The organism is Centipeda felix (genome assembly GCF_900186465.1).
Lineage (GTDB): Bacteria > Bacillota > Negativicutes > Selenomonadales > Selenomonadaceae > Centipeda > Centipeda felix.
The window spans coordinates 729024-745927 of sequence record NZ_LT891959.1 but is presented as its reverse complement, the minus strand read 5'-3'; the positions used below and the strand labels follow the sequence as shown (position 1 = coordinate 745927).

General features: G+C 58.2%; 17 protein-coding genes. 13 read left to right on the top strand and 4 right to left on the bottom strand.

Features of this window, described 5'->3' with window-relative positions; translation table 11 throughout:
- Positions 1-26 precede the first annotated feature (26 nt).
- The 13 genes from C1713_RS10890 to C1713_RS10830 all read left to right on the top strand — a co-directional run bounded on the left by C1713_RS10890 (position 27) and on the right by C1713_RS10830 (position 11851).
- Entirely contained in the window at positions 27-398 is a 372-nt protein-coding gene (locus tag C1713_RS10890) for a PTS glucitol/sorbitol transporter subunit IIA (RefSeq protein WP_102493923.1), read from the top strand.
- A gap of 193 nt (positions 399-591) precedes the next feature.
- Positions 592-2178 carry an ArnT family glycosyltransferase gene (locus C1713_RS10885; RefSeq protein WP_102493922.1) on the top strand — a complete coding sequence of 529 codons (1587 nt, stop codon included), beginning with the start codon at positions 592-594 and terminating at the stop codon, positions 2176-2178.
- A gap of 146 nt (positions 2179-2324) precedes the next feature.
- The gene (locus C1713_RS10880) at positions 2325-2705 is read left to right on the top strand and encodes a desulfoferrodoxin family protein (protein ID WP_009443028.1); all 381 of its coding nucleotides are present in this window, start codon (positions 2325-2327) and stop codon (positions 2703-2705) included.
- Between the two features lie 191 nt (positions 2706-2896).
- Entirely contained in the window at positions 2897-3850 is a 954-nt protein-coding gene (prmA, locus tag C1713_RS10875) for a 50S ribosomal protein L11 methyltransferase (RefSeq protein WP_102493921.1), read from the top strand.
- Entirely contained in the window at positions 3847-4590 is a 744-nt protein-coding gene (locus C1713_RS10870; protein ID WP_102493920.1) for an RsmE family RNA methyltransferase, read from the top strand. Before prmA ends, C1713_RS10870 begins: the two co-directional genes overlap by 4 nt.
- 13 nt (positions 4591-4603) lie before the next feature.
- Positions 4604-5143 carry a TlpA family protein disulfide reductase gene (locus C1713_RS10865; RefSeq protein ID WP_102493919.1) on the top strand — a complete coding sequence of 180 codons (540 nt, stop codon included), beginning with the start codon at positions 4604-4606 and terminating at the stop codon, positions 5141-5143.
- A 27-nt stretch (positions 5144-5170) separates the two neighbouring features.
- On the top strand, positions 5171-5854 hold the full coding sequence (locus C1713_RS10860) for a cytochrome c biogenesis CcdA family protein (protein ID WP_009443024.1): 684 nt from the start codon (positions 5171-5173) through the stop codon (positions 5852-5854).
- A gap of 116 nt (positions 5855-5970) precedes the next feature.
- Positions 5971-6504 (top strand): ECF transporter S component, encoded by a 534-nt coding sequence (locus tag C1713_RS10855; RefSeq protein ID WP_102493918.1) that lies wholly within the window; start codon positions 5971-5973, stop codon positions 6502-6504.
- Positions 6505-6566: 62 nt separating this feature from the next.
- Positions 6567-7463 carry a choline/ethanolamine kinase family protein gene (locus C1713_RS10850; RefSeq protein ID WP_245871114.1) on the top strand — a complete coding sequence of 299 codons (897 nt, stop codon included), beginning with the start codon at positions 6567-6569 and terminating at the stop codon, positions 7461-7463.
- Positions 7463-8389, top strand: a complete 927-nt coding sequence (locus C1713_RS10845) for a DMT family transporter (RefSeq protein WP_102493916.1) — start codon at positions 7463-7465, stop codon at positions 8387-8389. The genes C1713_RS10850 and C1713_RS10845 overlap by 1 nt, the downstream gene beginning before the upstream one ends.
- A gap of 15 nt (positions 8390-8404) precedes the next feature.
- Positions 8405-9217, top strand: coding sequence for an NTP transferase domain-containing protein (locus C1713_RS10840; protein WP_102493915.1), 813 nt, complete (start codon positions 8405-8407; stop codon positions 9215-9217).
- Positions 9218-9323: 106 nt separating this feature from the next.
- Positions 9324-10970 carry a hydroxylamine reductase gene (gene hcp / locus C1713_RS10835; protein WP_102493914.1) on the top strand — a complete coding sequence of 549 codons (1647 nt, stop codon included), beginning with the start codon at positions 9324-9326 and terminating at the stop codon, positions 10968-10970.
- Positions 10971-11173: 203 nt separating this feature from the next.
- Entirely contained in the window at positions 11174-11851 is a 678-nt protein-coding gene (locus tag C1713_RS10830; RefSeq protein WP_314798558.1) for a hypothetical protein, read from the top strand.
- A gap of 23 nt (positions 11852-11874) precedes the next feature.
- On the opposite strand, the gene nikE is transcribed toward C1713_RS10830, so the two are convergent.
- From nikE to C1713_RS10810, 4 genes are read right to left on the bottom strand one after another with little or no spacing between them, the layout of a single operon-like run.
- Complete coding sequence (gene nikE / locus C1713_RS10825; protein ID WP_102493912.1) at positions 11875-13494, bottom strand: nickel ABC transporter ATP-binding protein NikE; 1620 nt, start codon at positions 13492-13494, stop codon at positions 11875-11877.
- Positions 13495-15012 (bottom strand): ABC transporter substrate-binding protein, encoded by a 1518-nt coding sequence (locus C1713_RS10820; protein ID WP_102493911.1) that lies wholly within the window; start codon positions 15010-15012, stop codon positions 13495-13497.
- Positions 15013-15034: 22 nt separating this feature from the next.
- Positions 15035-15874 carry an ABC transporter permease gene (locus tag C1713_RS10815; protein WP_102493910.1) on the bottom strand — a complete coding sequence of 280 codons (840 nt, stop codon included), beginning with the start codon at positions 15872-15874 and terminating at the stop codon, positions 15035-15037.
- Positions 15868-16800, bottom strand: a complete 933-nt coding sequence (locus C1713_RS10810) for an ABC transporter permease (RefSeq protein ID WP_102493909.1) — start codon at positions 16798-16800, stop codon at positions 15868-15870. Before C1713_RS10810 ends, C1713_RS10815 begins: the two co-directional genes overlap by 7 nt.
- Between the last annotated feature and the right edge of the window lie 104 nt (positions 16801-16904).

Genomic DNA, 16904 nt, shown 5'->3' with positions numbered 1-16904 from the left:
TATGGTGAAAGGCAGGAGTAGGCAGTATGAAATTCTATTGCGAAATTACGAGCATCGGTGAGGAATCCCTTCTGTTCCTAGATGATCCGAATGCCAACTTCATCATCATCTTTAACAATAATGCACCTGCGGAGCTGGCAGAGTTCTCCGTGCTGCACACGCCTGCGAACTACAACGCGGATCCCGCCGTCGGCGATACGCTGATCATCGGCGACAAGGCATTCACGATTACGGCGATCGGTGATGAGGCGCTGCACACGCTGCGGGAGCTCGGACACTGTACGCTTTCGTTCAAGGGCGGCGATACACCCGAACGCCCCGGCTGCATCATGCTGCAGGGCGATGCTCCTCTCGTCAAGGACGACATCAAGATGGGCGTGACGATCGAAATCTACTAACCGATGCGTCCAAGGGAGTCGCCGCAGATGCGGCGGCTTCTTTTTGCATTCTACATCAGATGCTCGACGCACAGTGCACATGATTTGCGTGCGGTTTGCGAGTATCGCCGGTGTAGGGACGTCAAATGATTTCAAAAAAATATCTTTCTATGGTACAATGCAGGGGATTGAAATGTAATGGGGGCATATCTGCATGAACGATGAGAAAAATCTTGCGTGGCCGGTCTATCTTGTCCTGCTCGCGGTGGTCTCGTTTCAGATCTTTTACGGCATCGGCGGATTGGCTTTGCTCGATCCCGATGAGCCGGTCTATGCGGAGACGGCGAAGGAGATGATCCGCTTTGGCGACTATCTTTCGCCGCGCATCTACAATGAGTTCTGGTACGACAAGCCGCCCATCTTCTACTGGCTGGTTGTGGCGTCGCTCAAGTTGTTCGGCGGATTCAGTGAGCTTGCGGCACGCCTGCCGGCATCGTTTATGGCGATTGGTTCCGTTCTTCTGACCGCACTGGCGTCGGCGCGTATTTTCGGTGCGCGTACGGGATTCTGGGCGGGCATGATCACGGGGACGAGCGTCTTTCTCATGTATATGGGAAAGGCGTCCGTCACGGATACGACGCTGCTCTTCTTCATGACGGCGGCACTCTTCCTATTCATTCATCGGCAGTACTGGCTGATGTACCTTTGCTGCGGACTTGCTGTTATGACGAAGGGGCCGATCGGTATTGTCTTCCCCGGCGGCATTATCTTCTTCTACCTGCTGCTTACGCGTCAGCTGGAGCTTTTGCTCCGCATGCATGTCCTGCGCGGCGTGCTGCTTGCCGCGCTTGTCGGTATGCCTTGGTACGTCTATATGTATACGGTACATGGGATGCCGTTCATCCACGACTTTATCGGCTTTCACAACATCAGCCGCTTTGCGCATCCGCTCCATCCTGTGCGCGACCACTGGTATTTCTATATCCCCGTCGTACTGCTCGGCTTTTTCCCGTGGACGGGGCTGCTCATTCAGTCGGTCAAGAACGCCTATCGTCACAGCTTCGGTGAGGAGGCGGAGCAGCTTGCGTTCTTCCAAGTCTGGTGGATCTTCGTCTTTGTCTTTTTCTCGTTTGCCCAGACCAAGCAGGTCTCCTATATGCTGCTCCTCGTTCCGCCGCTTGCGACCATCATCGGATGGAACCTCGCGCAGATGCTCGACGACTGGCGACAGACACATTTCGGCTGGGCTGGCGGCAGTGCCGTTCTCTTTCTCGTGATGGGGATTGGGTGGCTGCTTGCGGGAGACGGGCTTCCACAGCTCGCGGAGGGCGGACTTTGGCTGGGGACGCTGACACTCATCCTCGGTGCGGCGATCATCTACCATATCACCGCCTCGCATCGCCTCATGCTTGCCGCATGGCTGCACGTCATCATGGCCGTGGTGACGATGGTCATCGGCTTCGGCGTCATGATGCCGGCTGTCGAGGGAATTTTTAGCGTCAAGCAGGTTGCACGCGACTACGCAGCAGAGTATCATCCCTCCGCCGAGGAGGAGGGGCGCGTCCTCTACATCGATAAGCAGCTGCGCCCCGGCGTGATGCTCTATACGGATATCCCGGGACTTGAGGCGGATGTCAATCAGCCGGAGGAGCTCACCGCGATACGGGACGATCCACGCTCGAAGTACATCATCATGCGTGACTTTATGTACCAACGCAAGATCAAGGAACTCGGCGCGGAGCGCTGGCAGCTCGTGGAGGAAAAGGATGGACTCTGCATCTTCCGCGATGACGGGCCATAAAAAATTTTTTTGAACCAAAGAAGGATAATTCTATTTTGTGGAGAATTATTATTTGTGAAAAAAGATGAAATAGATCATATCTATGGCATCTGATACTCCACATTTAGGACTTTGCTGTGTATTATTGATTATTTAGGAGGATATTTATGTCAGTATTTTATCTTGCGGGAAAATCCCATGTTGTTGAGGTCTACGGCGATGAGGCACTCTCTCTTGCGTGCGGCGATACGCCGCTGAAGGAGCTGAAGCCGAACACGGTCGATGCGGCACAGGAGAAGCATGTTCCCGTGCCGACCTACGATGCGGCGAAGCATGAGGTGACGGTCAGCGTTGGCTCGGTGGCGCATCCGATGACGGAGGAGCATCTCATCAACTGGGTGATGCTCGTCACGAAGCGCGGCACGCAGCGTGTCAATCTCACGGCAGTGGATGCACCGACCGTTACGTTTCGTCTCGCTGACGGCGATGCGCCGGTCAAGGTGCTTGCCTACTGCAATCTCCATGGACTCTGGCAGGCAGAGATCTGAGCTTTAGTTTATCCGTGATCTCTTGAACATGGATAGCCGCTGCACGTTTGTATGGCGGCTGTTTTAGGAAGCACGGATAAACAGCCCCTTGGATTGTGCAAATGAAAAATCAGTCGCAATTCTCTCTGTACTCATGTATAATAAAATTATCGCATGAGCGATGCAGAAGAACGGCGACGGGGGGCGATGGTATGCGCTGGGCACAGGTGAGTGTTGTGACGACGCATGAGGGCGCAGATCTGATCGGGAATATTCTGATGGAGCTGGGCGCTGCGGGGACGGAGATCGATGATCCGTCTCTCGTGAATACGTACATCGATGCAGGGCTGTGGGACTATACCGATCTGCCGCGTGCCGAGGACACGGAAACTGTGACGGTGCGCGCCTATCTGCCTGAGGATGAGCGGCTCGAGAGCAGTCTCCTCACCCTCACGGAGCGCATTGAAGGGCTGCGTCGAGCCGATGCTCCGATCGGAGCAGGGACAGTTTCCCATGTCTTTGTCGCGGATGAGGACTGGGCGGAGACGTGGAAGGCGTATATCCACACTGAGAAGATCGGGCGGCGCATCGTTGTACGCCCGACATGGGAGGAATATACGCCGTTGGGGGATGAGATCGTCATCGATCTCGACCCCGGGGCGGCATTCGGAACGGGGGCACATGCGACGACAGCGATGTGTCTGCGCTGGCTTGAGCACGTTGTCTGCCCAGGGATGCGCGTCTATGACGTGGGATGCGGCTCGGGCATTCTCGCGATTGCGGCGTCGAAACTCGGTGCGGGCGAGGTGATCGCCATGGACTACGATCCCGTTGCAGTCTCCGTCGCCGAGGAAAACATCAAACAAAACCACGTCACGAACGTCGTCGCTCTGCAGAGCGATCTTCTCGCTGTATGTCGTGGAATGGCGCCGGCCGAGTTGATCACGGCGAACATCATCGCAGATATCATCATCCGCCTGTTTGACCAGCTGGACCAACATCTGGCGCGGGGCGGTGTCCTCCTCGCCTCGGGCATCATCGACGACCGCATCGACGATGTGGAGCAGGCGGCAAAGGAACACGGCTTTACCGTGCTCGATATGACCTGTGAAAAGGAGTGGGCGGCGATGATCATCCGCCGTACAGCGGATCTCGAAGAGGCATGAGACAGGTATTTTATCCCGGCGTGCTAACGGAGGATATTGCCATTACGGGGGGCGACGCCCATCATCTCGCCCGTGTCATGCGCGTCCAAATCGGCGACGTGATCACGGTTGTCGACGCGGCAGGACAGGCAGCGGAGATGGTGGTCACGGAACTCACGCGTGATACCGTGCACCTCCGTATGCAGCGCGTATTGCCTGCGGAGACAGAGGGCAGAGAGGTCATCCTCGTGCAGGCGCTCCTCAAAGGAGAAAAAATGGACTTTGTCGTCCAAAAGGCGGCAGAATTGGGTGCCGTATGCATGTGCCCCATCGTGACAGAGCACGTCGTCGTGCGTTATGACGCGAAGAAGGCGGCGGTAAAGGCGGCACGCTGGCAAAAGATCGCCGATGAGGCGGCCAAGCAGTGCGGACGCAGGATGTTGATGAGAGTGGCGCCGATCGTCTCACTCGCGGAGCTGCTGCAGGATCCGGCGTACATCGGTGCCGCTGATACAGTGACCGTCTTTTGCTATGAGCAGGAGGAGCGGCAGTCAATGCGTACAGTACTGCGCGGCACAGAGGCGCGGCGCGTGACGCTCATCGTTGGTGCGGAGGGGGGCTTTTCCCCTGCTGAGGCAGCGGCACTCACGGCGGCAGGCGGGCGGTCCGTCTCACTGGGACACCGCATTCTGCGGGCAGAGACGGCATCGCTCACAGCACTTGCCGTGACACAGTATGAACTTGGAAATCTTGATACATAATAGAGGAACAACAATGAAGAAGTATACAATATGTTTGGCGGCACTCGTCGCACTCAGTGTGTTCACGGGCTGCGGCAGCAGCAGTGCGGCCGATGAAGGGCGTGCTGCGGGCGCGCAGACGCAGGAGGCGCAGAATGCAGGACACGGGCTCGTGGGGGAGGCGGCACCGAAATTTGCCGTGAAGAATCTCACGGGCGAGGACGTCTCTGTCGAGGCGAAGGGCAAGCCCTACATCATCAATTTCTGGGCGACGTGGTGCCCGCCTTGTCAGGCGGAGATCCCGGATCTCGCGGCGTTCTATGCGGCACATCGGGAGACGGTGGATTTTTACGCCGTCAATTTGCAGGAGGAGGTACCTGCGGTTCAGAAGTTTTTGACGGAGCGGCAGGCGGAGCTGCCCGTTGTGCTGGATGCAAAGGGGAAGGCGTCGACGCTCTACGGCGTGCGTGCCATCCCGACGACTGTCGTCGTGAATGCAGAGGGAACCGTGATCTACCGTAAGACGGGTGGTGTGACGAAGGCGGAGCTGGAAGATGTCATCAACAAACACTGAGAGCTTTGTCGTTGGAGGGCACACCGCATGGAACTGACCCTCCTCGGCGGCGCATTCCTCGCGGGCGTGCTTTCCTTTCTCTCCCCCTGCGTCCTGCCCCTTCTGCCGACCTTTTCCCTGATTTTGGCGAAGAATAGCCGACAGGACGGGCGGGAGGCACAGCGTCTCTACGTCAATACAGCGGCATTTCTGGCAGGGTTTACCGTCGTCTTTGTCCTGCTTGGGGCGACGGCATCCCTCCTCGGCGCATGGCTTTTCTCCTATCAGGAGATCTTGCGGCAGGGCGCGGCGCTGCTCGTCATACTCATGGGACTCTTCATGACGGGATGGATCCGCATCCCACTCCTTCTGCGCGAGTATCGCCCCTTTCAGCGGCGCGGCTTTGACGGCGTCGGCGGGGCATTCCTCCTCGGGTGTGGCTTTACACTCGGCTGGACGCCGTGCACGGGTCCTGTGCTCGCAACGATCCTGCTTTATGCAGGCAGCGCGGCGACCGTCGGGGCGGGGGCTCTGTTGCTCCTCGTCTACAGCATGGGCTTTGCCGTGCCGTTTTTCCTCCTCGCTGTGATTTGGCGGCGCCATATCATGAAGCTGCGTGGCTTCTATCAGTATCTGCCGCGCATTCAGCAGGCAGCGGGCGTCGTGCTTATCCTCCTTGGTATTCTGCTCTGGGCGGATGGACTAAGCTATCTCGTTCGGATTTTGTCTTAGGGAATCGCTAATTTTATCCATGTTGTTTGAACCAACGGTCTTCCTTCAATATGAGGGGAGACCGTTTTCTCATTGAAGTTTAAGACAGTGTGTGGTATGGTATAGACAGTGTATTCATGGAGGTAGATATGAAAACATACGAAAGAAATGCCGCAGGATTTTCCATGCGTGAGATTGTCTTTACGGGGCTGATGACAGCTCTTGTCTTTGTGGCGACCTATGTGCCGCATATACCGATTCCGCTCGGCTACGCGCATCTCGGCGATGCCGTGATCTTCCTGCTCGCCGTGCTTGCACCGCGCCGCAGCGTCCTTTTCGCCGCGTGCCTTGGCTCAGCGATGGCGGATATTTTCGGCGGCTTTGCACTGTGGGCAGGGCCGACCATCCTCATCAAGCTCATCATGGCGGAGATCGTCTGCCGTTTGGGACGAAGCAGTGCTGTTCCGGCGGGACGCGCGCGGTGCGCGGCGGCCTTTCTCCTCGCAAGCCTTTGGATGGCGGCAGGATATACCCTCGCAGGAGCCATCCTCTACGACGGTATGGCGGCGGCACTTGCCTCCACACCGGGGCTCATTGCCGAGGGCATTGCGAACAGCATCCTTGCACTCCTTCTGGTGCCTGCCCTTCGAGAGCATATTCCGCGGTGGTGACAGCGGAACAGTAGGGTACAGGAAAGTGCTTCCCTAATGTGCAAGAAAGAAGAATGGATTCGATGAATGAAGCGCAGGAGCAGTTGATCCGGCGGACGATTCGACTGCATTTTGGGCAGAGTGCCGCCAAAGGGATTCTTCTGCCGCTGAAGGAAGGTATGACGAATGATTCGTTCCTCTTTGCTGCGGATGGGAAAAAGTATATTTTTCGCTGCAATGGAGAGGGGACGGAGCGTCTGATCGACCGCGAAAACGAGAAGGCGATCTATGAGCTGCTGTCTGCCACGGGCATCACGGAGCGCATCGTGGCACTAAGTACGCAGCCGGGGTATAAGATTTCGCGTTACTATGAGCACTCCCATGTCTGTGACCCTCATAATGAGCAGGAAGTCACTTCCTGCATGGAGGCACTGCGTTCTTTTCATGAGCGCAGGCTGCGCGGAGTAAAAGTATTTGACCCGTTTGCCGAGCTTCTCTTTTATGAGACGCTGATGCCGGCGGAGGCTCGCAGAGGCAGTACCTACATAGCCGTGCGGGAACAGGTGTTTTCGCTTCACTCCTTTGTCGCTCCGTTTTTGGCGGAGGCGGCGACACTCTGCCATATTGATGCCGTCTCGGATAATTTCCTCTTTGTGGAGGGGCGTGAGCGCCCCTATCTGATTGATTGGGAGTATGCAGGTCTGTCAGATCCGCTGATTGACATCGCTATGTTTGCCATCTATGCCGACTATCGTGAGGAGGAGACGGAGCAGCTCATCGCGGCATACTTCCCTGAGGGCTTTGATGCTCTGGCACGTGCACGCATCCATACCTATATGGCGGTGGGCGGACTCCTCTGGTACGATTGGAGTGTCTATAAAAGCTCGCTCGGCGTGACATTCGGTCCATACGAGGAGAGTCAGTTCCGCTTCGCGAAGGAATACGCCGTCAAAGCGCGGAAAGAGTGGGAGATGCTGTGATGGTGCGCGATCCGATGTGGGTGATGCTCGGTATCGTAAGCGGACTCCTCTGGGGCTGCAACAACTATCTCTACGGTGTTGGTGCATCGGCGGCAGGGGCAGGGCTTGTTGCCGGCATTGGCTTTCCGCTCGCCTGTACGGCGGTCAACGATATGAGTGCCGCGATTTTTTTGCTCGCAGTGAATGGCCTACGCGGGACATTTCGTGCAATACGTACGGTCGTTAGCCGATCCGGCCTCTTTCTCTGTGTCGCCGCCCTGCTTGGCGGGCCGATTGGACAGCTCTCCTACTGCCTTGGCATCCTGTGGGCGGGACCGACCTATGCGCTGGCACTCTCGGCTCTCTACCCTGTCGTTGGCTGTCTTTTGGCGCGTCTGCTCCTGCATCAGCAGGTTACACTGCGCATGGGCATCGGTATCGTTCTTGCTGTTGCCGGCGGGGTGATCACGGGGGCTGTACCGCCGGATCGTGCGCCGCTGCTCCTCCTTCCGGGAATGGCGTGTGCGCTCCTTGCCGCTCTCTGCTGGGGCGGTGAGATTGTGCTGGCCGTACGTGGTATGGCAGACATCGAGCCGGATCTTGCCATTACGCTGCGTGAGTGCATCTCGGGAACGGTTTTGCTGGGGATCACACTGGTCTTTTTCTCGGACGATGCTCCTCTGCAAGCACTTTCCGCAGCTCCTCTGCCCTTTATGACCCTCGCCGCCGCAGGCGCTGTTGCGGGCGCGTCCTATTTTCTCTGGTATGCGGTCAATCGTGCCATCGGCTGTGCACGTGGGATGGCGACGAATGCGTCCTATATTATATGGGGCGTATTGCTGCAATGGGGCATTGCCGGGGCGGAGATCTCGGGACAGATGGTGCTGGGCTGCGGCCTCGTCTTTCTCGGAGTCCTTCTTGTATCGCTGTATCCGCATTCTGAATGAGCCGATGATTGAGGCATGGGAGACGATATGACCAAAGATGCATTTGATGCGGCAATCGCATCGCTTGATGCGGATGATGCCGTGCGGCGGGCACAGGCAGCGGAACGCCTTGCCCCCTATCGCGTGACAAATGCGGTACTGATGGCGGCAGGTTATGGCAGTCGTCTTGCGCCCATCACAGACCATACGCCGAAGGGGCTTCTGCGCGTCCGCGGTGAGGTGCTGGTCGAGCGTCAGATCGCACAGCTCCGCGCGGCGGGAATTGCAGACATATTTCTCGTCGTCGGATATCTGAAGGAACAATTTTCCTATCTGGCATCGGATCCGCACATTCATCTGGTCGACAATGAGGACTATCATTGCTGCAACAATACGTCGTCCATTTTTCGTGTGCTCGACGTGCTCGATAATACCTATATATGCTCGGCAGACAATTACTTTACGGAGAATGTTTTTACACCGTATGTCTACCGCTCCTACTATGCGTCGGTGTATGGCGATACACCCAGCGAGGAGTACTATCTCACCGTGGACGGCAATGGACGCATCACCGAGGTGCAGATCGGCGGAGCGCATGGATGGTATATGCTCGGGCAGGCATACTTCTCGCGGGCGTTCAGCGCGCGTTTTGCTGCGCTCCTGCGCGAGGCGTATGAGCAGGATCCATCCGTGCGCGGTCTGCTCTGGGAGCAGTTCTATATGCGCCATATTGAGGAACTCGCGCTCGAGCGGCGGGAGTATGCAGACGGCATCATTTATGAATTCGATTCGCTGGCGGATATACAGGCGTTTGATGAAGGATTCCCAGTGGACTATTACATAAACTGAGAACTACTATTGATTATTCTCTAGTAACATATGTTACGTCGATGGAGTATTCCCTTTGCTATAATCGGACACAAGAAATGTGGATTTTCGCAAAGGAGAGTTATCTATGGATGCTAAGATGTTTTGCTTTCAGTGTCAGGAGACGGCAGGCGGAAAGGGCTGCACGGTGCAGGGCGTCTGCGGCAAGAAACCGGATGTCGCGGAGATGCAGGATCTCCTCGTCTATGTCACGAAGGGGCTTGGTGCGGTGACGACGGCGCTGCGTGCGGCGGGCAAGAAGGTCTCAGTGGAGACGAATCACCGCATTACGATGAATCTGTTCGTGACGATCACGAATGCCAATTTTGACCGCGAGGCGATCATGGATGTGATCGAGGAGAGCCTCGCACTGAAGGCACAGCTTCTGCGTGAGCTTGGCGATGTGTCGAGTCTCCCGGCGGCGGCGCAGTGGACGGGCGCGCGTGCGGACTTTGCGGCGAAGGCCAAGACGGTCGGCGTGCTCGCAACGGAGAATGAGGATGTGCGCAGTCTGCGTGAGCTGACGATGTACGGACTGAAGGGACTTTCGGCGTACATGGAGCATGCAAATGCACTCGGTTATGAGGATGAGGAAGTGGATGCGTTCCTGCAGAGCGCCCTCGCAAAACTCCTCGACGATTCGCTGGACGGCGATGCGCTGACAGCGCTTGTCCTTGAGACGGGCAAGTGGGGCGTTGCGGGCATGGCGCTCCTTGACAAGGCGAATACGGAGAGCTACGGCAACCCCGAGATTTCGAAGGTGAAGCTTGGCGTCAGAAACCGCCCCGGCATTCTCATCTCAGGTCATGATCTCAAGGATCTCGAGCGTCTCCTCGAGCAGACGAAGGGGACGGGCGTCGATGTCTACACGCACGGCGAGATGATTCCTGCGCACTACTATCCAAAGTTCAAGAAGTACGACAATCTCGTCGGCAACTATGGCAATGCGTGGTGGCAGCAGAAGGAGGAGTTCGAGAAGTTCAACGGGCCGATCCTCATGACGACGAACTGCGTTGTGCCGCCGAAGGACAGCTACAAGAACCGTCTCTTCACGACGGCGGCGGTCGGCGTGGAGGGCTGCACGCATATTCCCCTCGTGAACGGCGAGAAGGATTTCACGCCTGTCATCGAGTGCGCGAAGAAGTGTGCACCTCCGACGGAGCTGGAGACGGGCGAGATCGTCGGCGGGTTTGCCCATGAGCAGGTCTTTGCTGTGGCGGACAAGGTAGTCGAGGCCGTCAAGAGCGGCGCGATCAAAAAGTTCGTCGTGATGGCGGGCTGCGACGGCCGTATGAAGTCGCGTGAGTACTATGCGGACTTCGCTGAGGCACTGCCGAAGGATACGGTGATCCTGACGGCGGGCTGCGCAAAGTACAAGTACATCAAGAAGAATCTCGGCGACATCGGCGGCATTCCGCGCGTGCTCGATGCAGGACAGTGCAACGACTCCTACTCGCTTGCCCTCATCGCACTGAAGCTGAAGGAAGTGTTCGGTCTTGACGATGTGAACAAGCTGCCCGTGGTGTACAACATCGCGTGGTATGAACAGAAGGCGGTTATCGTTCTGCTTGCCCTGCTCCACCTCGGCGTGAAGAACATCCACCTCGGTCCGACGCTGCCCGCATTCCTTTCGCCGAATGTGGCAAAGGTGCTTGTGGAGACGTTCGGCATCGGCGGCATCACGAATGTGGCGGATGACATGAGAGCGTTCGGCATCGAGGGTGCGGCGGTATAAGCCAGCCATCATTGATTTTTGAAAAAAGCGTCTGTCGTGCATGGCAGACGCTTTTATTATTGTTGTGTTTATGATATGATACGTATGATAGAGAGATTAGAAAATGTAAGGGGGAGGTTATGCAGAGGTTCAGGAGGTTTTTTCGTATTGCACAGATATTATGGGAGAATCTGCGTGCATTTCGTCCGCCAGCGGCCTTTTTGGTGATCGGTCTTTTTTGCTGTGGATTTATCCAAGATTTTGGCTCTGCCTATGTCGCTGTCCTGATGGCGCTCCTCACGCTCTTGGTCTATTTCCTCGGGCGCAGGCTTGGCGACTTGGGCCAGTTGATGATCGGCATCGCTTTTTCGCTCTGTGTGGTCGGAGCCATGACGGCATCGATCTTTATCGGGTATTTTTTCTATTCCGATTTCTCGCCGAATGGGCGGGAGAACTATGCGGAGATACGGCGCGATTTTTTCCCGCATGAGATTCCGTCGACAGCGTATGATGTCACGGTGTGGAGCCGCGTCAGCTTTGGGCGGGGATGGGATGAGTCGTATCTTTCCTTTGGTGATACAAAGGAAAATATCCGCAAATATGAGCTGCAGGGGCGCGAGCGCTCAGAACTGCGCACGCGGCATCCCTATATCAACAATACGATCCGTGTGCCGCGGATCGTGGTGGACGAGAGCAAGGTGCTTCCGCGCTTTGCCGCGCTTCCCCTTTGGCAGCGCATTTTCTTTGACTATGTGCCGCATCCGGCAAAGTGGGAGGAGCTGACGGGGAAGTATGCCTTCTATGTGTGGAACAGCAGCGATGATTTTGACCGCCCGCGCGCGGACATCATCGGCATCTCCGAGGATGGTACACATGTGATTTTTTACGCGGTGGGGAGATAGGGAGCTTGTTTATCAGTGCTTCCCTATAATACGGCGTGCAGCAGCTCCTTGGTATCGCGCTCATGCGGTTCGCGCAGGATGTCTGCCGTTCTGCCCTGTTCGATGATGCGTCCGTGCCGCAAGATGAGGATGCGATCGGTGATGGAGCTGACGAGGGGGAGGTCGTGGGAGATGAAGAGGAGGCTCATGCCGTGCTCTTTTTGCAGGCGACGGAGGAGCGTGATGATTTTCTCCTGCACACAGGTATCGAGTGCCGAGGTCGCTTCGTCACAGATGAGGATGTCAGGTGATACTGCCATCGCGCGTGCGATGGCGGCGCGTTGACACTCGCCGCCGCTGACCTCGTGCGGGTACCGCGTGGCGTAGGAGGCCGGGAGTTCCACTTCATCGAGGAGGGCGGCGACGCGGCGGTCGACGGACTGGGTATCGGACGGGCAGAGGTTACAGATGGTTTCGCGGATCGCTGCACCGATGCTGCGGCGCGGGTTGAACGAGCCATGTGCGTCCTGAAACACCATCTGGATACGGCGGCAGAGCTCTTTGCGCACACGGCCCGATGCGCCGACGACGTTTTTCCCCGCGAGCAGGATGCGTCCCTCTGTCGGGGTGAGCAGTCCTGTGAGGAGCTTCGCTGCAGTGGTCTTTCCGCTGCCGCTTGCGCCGACGAGACCGAGGCGTTCGCGTTCATACAGAGAGAAGGTCATGGCATCGACCGCCTGCGTCCGCGCAGTGTCTCCGTCAAAGTGCATGGAGACGTTTTCAAAGCGCAGGAGCGGGGGCTTCGTGCAGGACGTGCTTTTCGGAGAACTGATCTGTGTGCGGGATGGGATCTGCGGGAGCACGCTGATCCGGGGGACAGAGGCAAGCAGATTCTTGGTGTCCGCACACTGCGGATGGGCCAGCAGCTCCGCCGTTGCGCCCTGTTCGATGATGCGTCCGTGCTTCATGACGGCGGCACGGTCGGCGATGTGGCGCAGCACGCCGATATTGTGCGTGACGAGGAGCATTGCTGTGCCGTCCTCGTCGCGCATGGTGCGCAGGATTTGGAGCATCTGCCGCTGGAGCGCGGCATCGAGTGCCGAGGTCGGTTCGTCGGCGAGCAGGAGGCGCGGCCGCAGGACGAGTGCGAGTGCTATCGCGGCGCGCTGCGCCATCCCACCTGACAGTGTGAAGGGATAGGCGTCGAGGATGTGATCGGCGTCAGTGAAGCCCATGCGGCGCAGGAGCTCTGCCGCGCGCTCCGTGATCTCCGCATCTGCGTATGTGCCGTGTGCCCGCATCGCCTCGGCAAACTGTGTCCTGATGCGGCGCGTCGGGTTCAGTGACGCACCCGCGTGCTGAAATACGATGCCCATTTCCGCGCCGCGCAAACGGCGGTAGTCTTCCGCTGTGCACGCAGCCAGCTCGCGCCCGTCGAATCGGATCGTGCCCGCGCGGCGGATGAGCCCTGTTTCGCGTATGCCCATGATTGCTTTGAGCAGGGTGGACTTGCCGCTGCCGCTCGCACCGACGATGCCGAGCACCTCACCCGGCGCGACCTGCAGCGTGATGTCGTGCAGGATGGCACTGTCCCCGTACCCTGCGCATAGCCCGTCGATCTGCAGGAGGGAAGGCGTCCCATGGCATTCGTTTTTTTCAGCCATTTATTCTTTGTCCAGGTCTTTGGTTACCTGATAGTAGTCCGAGGGCGTAGAGAGGAGACCGCGCAGGCCCTTCGCCATGCCGACCTGCATGGTGTTGAATCCGATGAAGTCCATCGCGCGGTCGTCGATCACCTGCTGCTGGATCTGGTTGACGAGCTGGATGCGCTGTGCGGGGTCAAAGGTGACCGCAAGCTGCGTCAGGGCCTGATCTGCGGCGGCACTGCGGTAGCGCCCATAGTTGGCAACGCCCGTACTGCCTACCGCGTCGCGCAGGAAGGCGTAGGGGTCGCCCGTCGGCATGGTGACGACGGAGTAGATACCGAGGTCAAAGTCACCGCTGCTAAAGAAGGTGGACTTCTCGTGCGGATGTACCTCGATCTTTATCCCGACATGGCGGAGCTGTGCCTGCATCTCCGTGGCGATAGCCTCCGAGGAGAGGCGACGGTAGATGCTGAGACCGATGACGAGCGGGACGCCGTTCTTCTCGACGATGCCGTCGCCGTCGCTGTCCTGATAGCCCGCCGCAGCGAGGAGTGCACGCGCCTTTTGGAGGTCATAGGAGAGCGGTGCCGGAGCACGGTAGGGCGTCGATGGGAGAAAGGCACCGCTCGCGGCGGTCATGCCGCCCTTGAGGTACTGTGTCCCGATGATGTCCTTGTCGACGCCGCACATGATCGCCGTACGCACGGCGGGGTCGGTGAGACGGTCGAAATTCATATAGAGCTGATAGACGCGCGCCTGCGGCGTGCGGATGAGGGTGAATTTGTCCGATGCGGCAATCGTCTCCGCATCCTCAGGATTGAGGTCGAGGGCGGCGTCGATCTCTCCGCTCTCAAGTGCCATGGCGAGAGCGGCAGGGTCGGGAATCTTCGTGTAGATTACTTCGTCTGCGCGTACCGTGCCGTCCCAGTAGTGCTCATTTCGCGTCATGACGGCGGAGAGGTAGGGCTCGTAGGAGGCAAGGGTGAACGGGCCCGTGGCGATGGGGGCCTGATCAAAATCCTCCGTGCCTGCGACATCGAGGATGATGGCGTACGGGTCACAGAGGTCGTTCACCAGTGTCGCATACGGCTCTTTCGTGCGGATGGTGAGGACGTTCCCGTCGGCTGTGTACGCTGCACCGCGCAGCCATGCGGCACGCGGATTGACCTCCGCCGTGCGCTGCAGAGAGGCAGCGACTTTCTCGGCGGTCATTTTTTCCCCATTGGAGAAGACAACGTTATCTTTCAGCGTGATGCGCCAGTCGGTCGGGCTGATGTTTTCGGCACGCTCTGCCAGCCATGGCTGCGGACGCATCTCGTCATCCAGACGAAACAGTGTCTCGCCGATGCCGCAGCGCAGAACGAACCAGCCGGCCCACTCCTTTGCGGGATCCATTGTACTGTCCGTTACGTCGAGCGTTCCGCCGACATGGATGATTTTTTTCTCGGTTGCCGCATTCTGTGTGCCGCAGCCGAGGAGGGCAAAGGAGAGCGCGGCGAGTCCGAGTGCGCATAGGCGGTTGAGTATCTTGTTCATTGTTCTTCCTCCTGTGGGAAAATCATAGCTTTCGCATCTTTGGGTCGAGATGGTCGCGCAGGGCATCACCGAAGAGATTGAATACCATCATGACGGAGATCATGACGATGCTCGGTGCAAGTGCTGCCCACGGTGCCTGCCGCAGATACTTTTGTCCCTCGCTGATCATGGCGCCCCACTCGGCATCGGGAATTTTGACGCCGATCCCGAGGTAGGAGAGCGCGGCAAGCCCCATCATCATCGTACTGATGTGCATGACGGCAGTGGTGATGAGCGTCCCCGCGATGTTCGGCAGGATGTGCACGAATAGAATGCGCATCCTGCTGCACCCCGAGAGCCATGCTGCCTGTACGTATGTCTCTTCTGCTGCTGCCAGCGTCATGCTGCGCGCGAGGCGTGCGTACTGCGTCCATGTTGTCAGCATGAGGGCGAGGATGGCGTTCATCAGTCCGCCCCCGAGGATGCCCGCGACGGCGATCGCGAGGATGAGGCTCGGAAATGCCTGCACGATATCCACGATGCGCATGAGTAGGGCATCCGTGCGTCCGCGGAAGAAGCCGGCGAGGAGTCCGATGAGACTGCCGCCCGTGCCTGCGATGAGGATGATGAGCAGAGCGGCGCCGATGGATGTCCTTGCGCCGAAGAGGATGCGTGAGAGGAGATCTCTGCCGTAGTTGTCCGTTCCGCCGGGGTGTGCAGCGGCCGGCGGCTGCAGGATCAGCTGCGGATCGGTGGCGTACGGATCGTATGGGGCGAGCTGTGCTGCAAAAAGACTGACGACGAGGATGAGTACCGATGCGACCGCGAGGAGACGCAGGAGCGGGGGCATGTTATGCACGGCAAGTGCGGCCTTCCTCAGCATCCCCTGATCCTCGGGTTGAATCGGCGATAGGAGAGGTCGGTGAGCAGGTTGACGACAAAGTAGGCGAGGACCATCCAGACGACGGCTGCCTGGATGACGGGGTAGTCACGGCTGCTGATCGCCGTCATGAGGAGACTGCCGACGCCGGGGCGGCTGAAGAGTGTCTCGATGATGACCACGCCGCCGAGCAGAGAGCCGACGGAGATGGCGGTCAGCGTGATGACGACGCCCATGATATTTTTGAGGACATTTCCAAATAGAATGCGGCGTTCGGGTATTCCGCGCGCGCGCAGGCCGATGATGTAGTCCTTTGCGAGCTCGTCGAGGGCCGCCGCGCGGATCTGCCGTATGTAGCGCGCCGACATGATGAGTGCAAGCGCCGCCGTCGGCAGCACCATGCCGATGGGGGAATTGCCGGCGAGCACGGGAATCCAGCCGAGCTGATAGGAGAACAGAAACATGAGGAAGATGCCGACGATAAAGCTCGGCACGGAATTTCCGATAAAGGTGAGGAAACGAACGGTGCAGTCCAGTGCACTGTTCCGATACGCGGCAACAGCGATGCCGAGCGGCAGGGAGATGAGGAGCGTGAGCAGCATCGCACCGCCTGCTATAGTGAGCGTGTAGGGGAGCGCCTGCAGGAGCAGAGCGGAAACGGGGCGGTCACTGCGGTAGGATGTCCCCATGTCTCCGTGGAGAAAACGCATGAGCCAGTCGCCGTACTGGACGGACAGCGGGCGGTCGAGCCCCATCTCCGTGCGCATCTGTGCTGCCGCTGCGGGATCGACGGCGATGCCGCCCAGCGAGAGACGCACGCTGACGGGGTCGCTCGGTGCAAGGTGAATCAGCGCGAAGGAGAGCACGGTGATGCCGAAGAATACGGGAATAAACTGTGCGCAGCGGCGCACGAGAGCGGATAATGTCATGTGTGCCTCTTTCCACGAGAAATATCATAGAAGGTTTTCCTGTCTTACCAGATGAAAATTAGTATATCGTCACGCGTCGAACATTGTCAACGAGAAATAAAAAT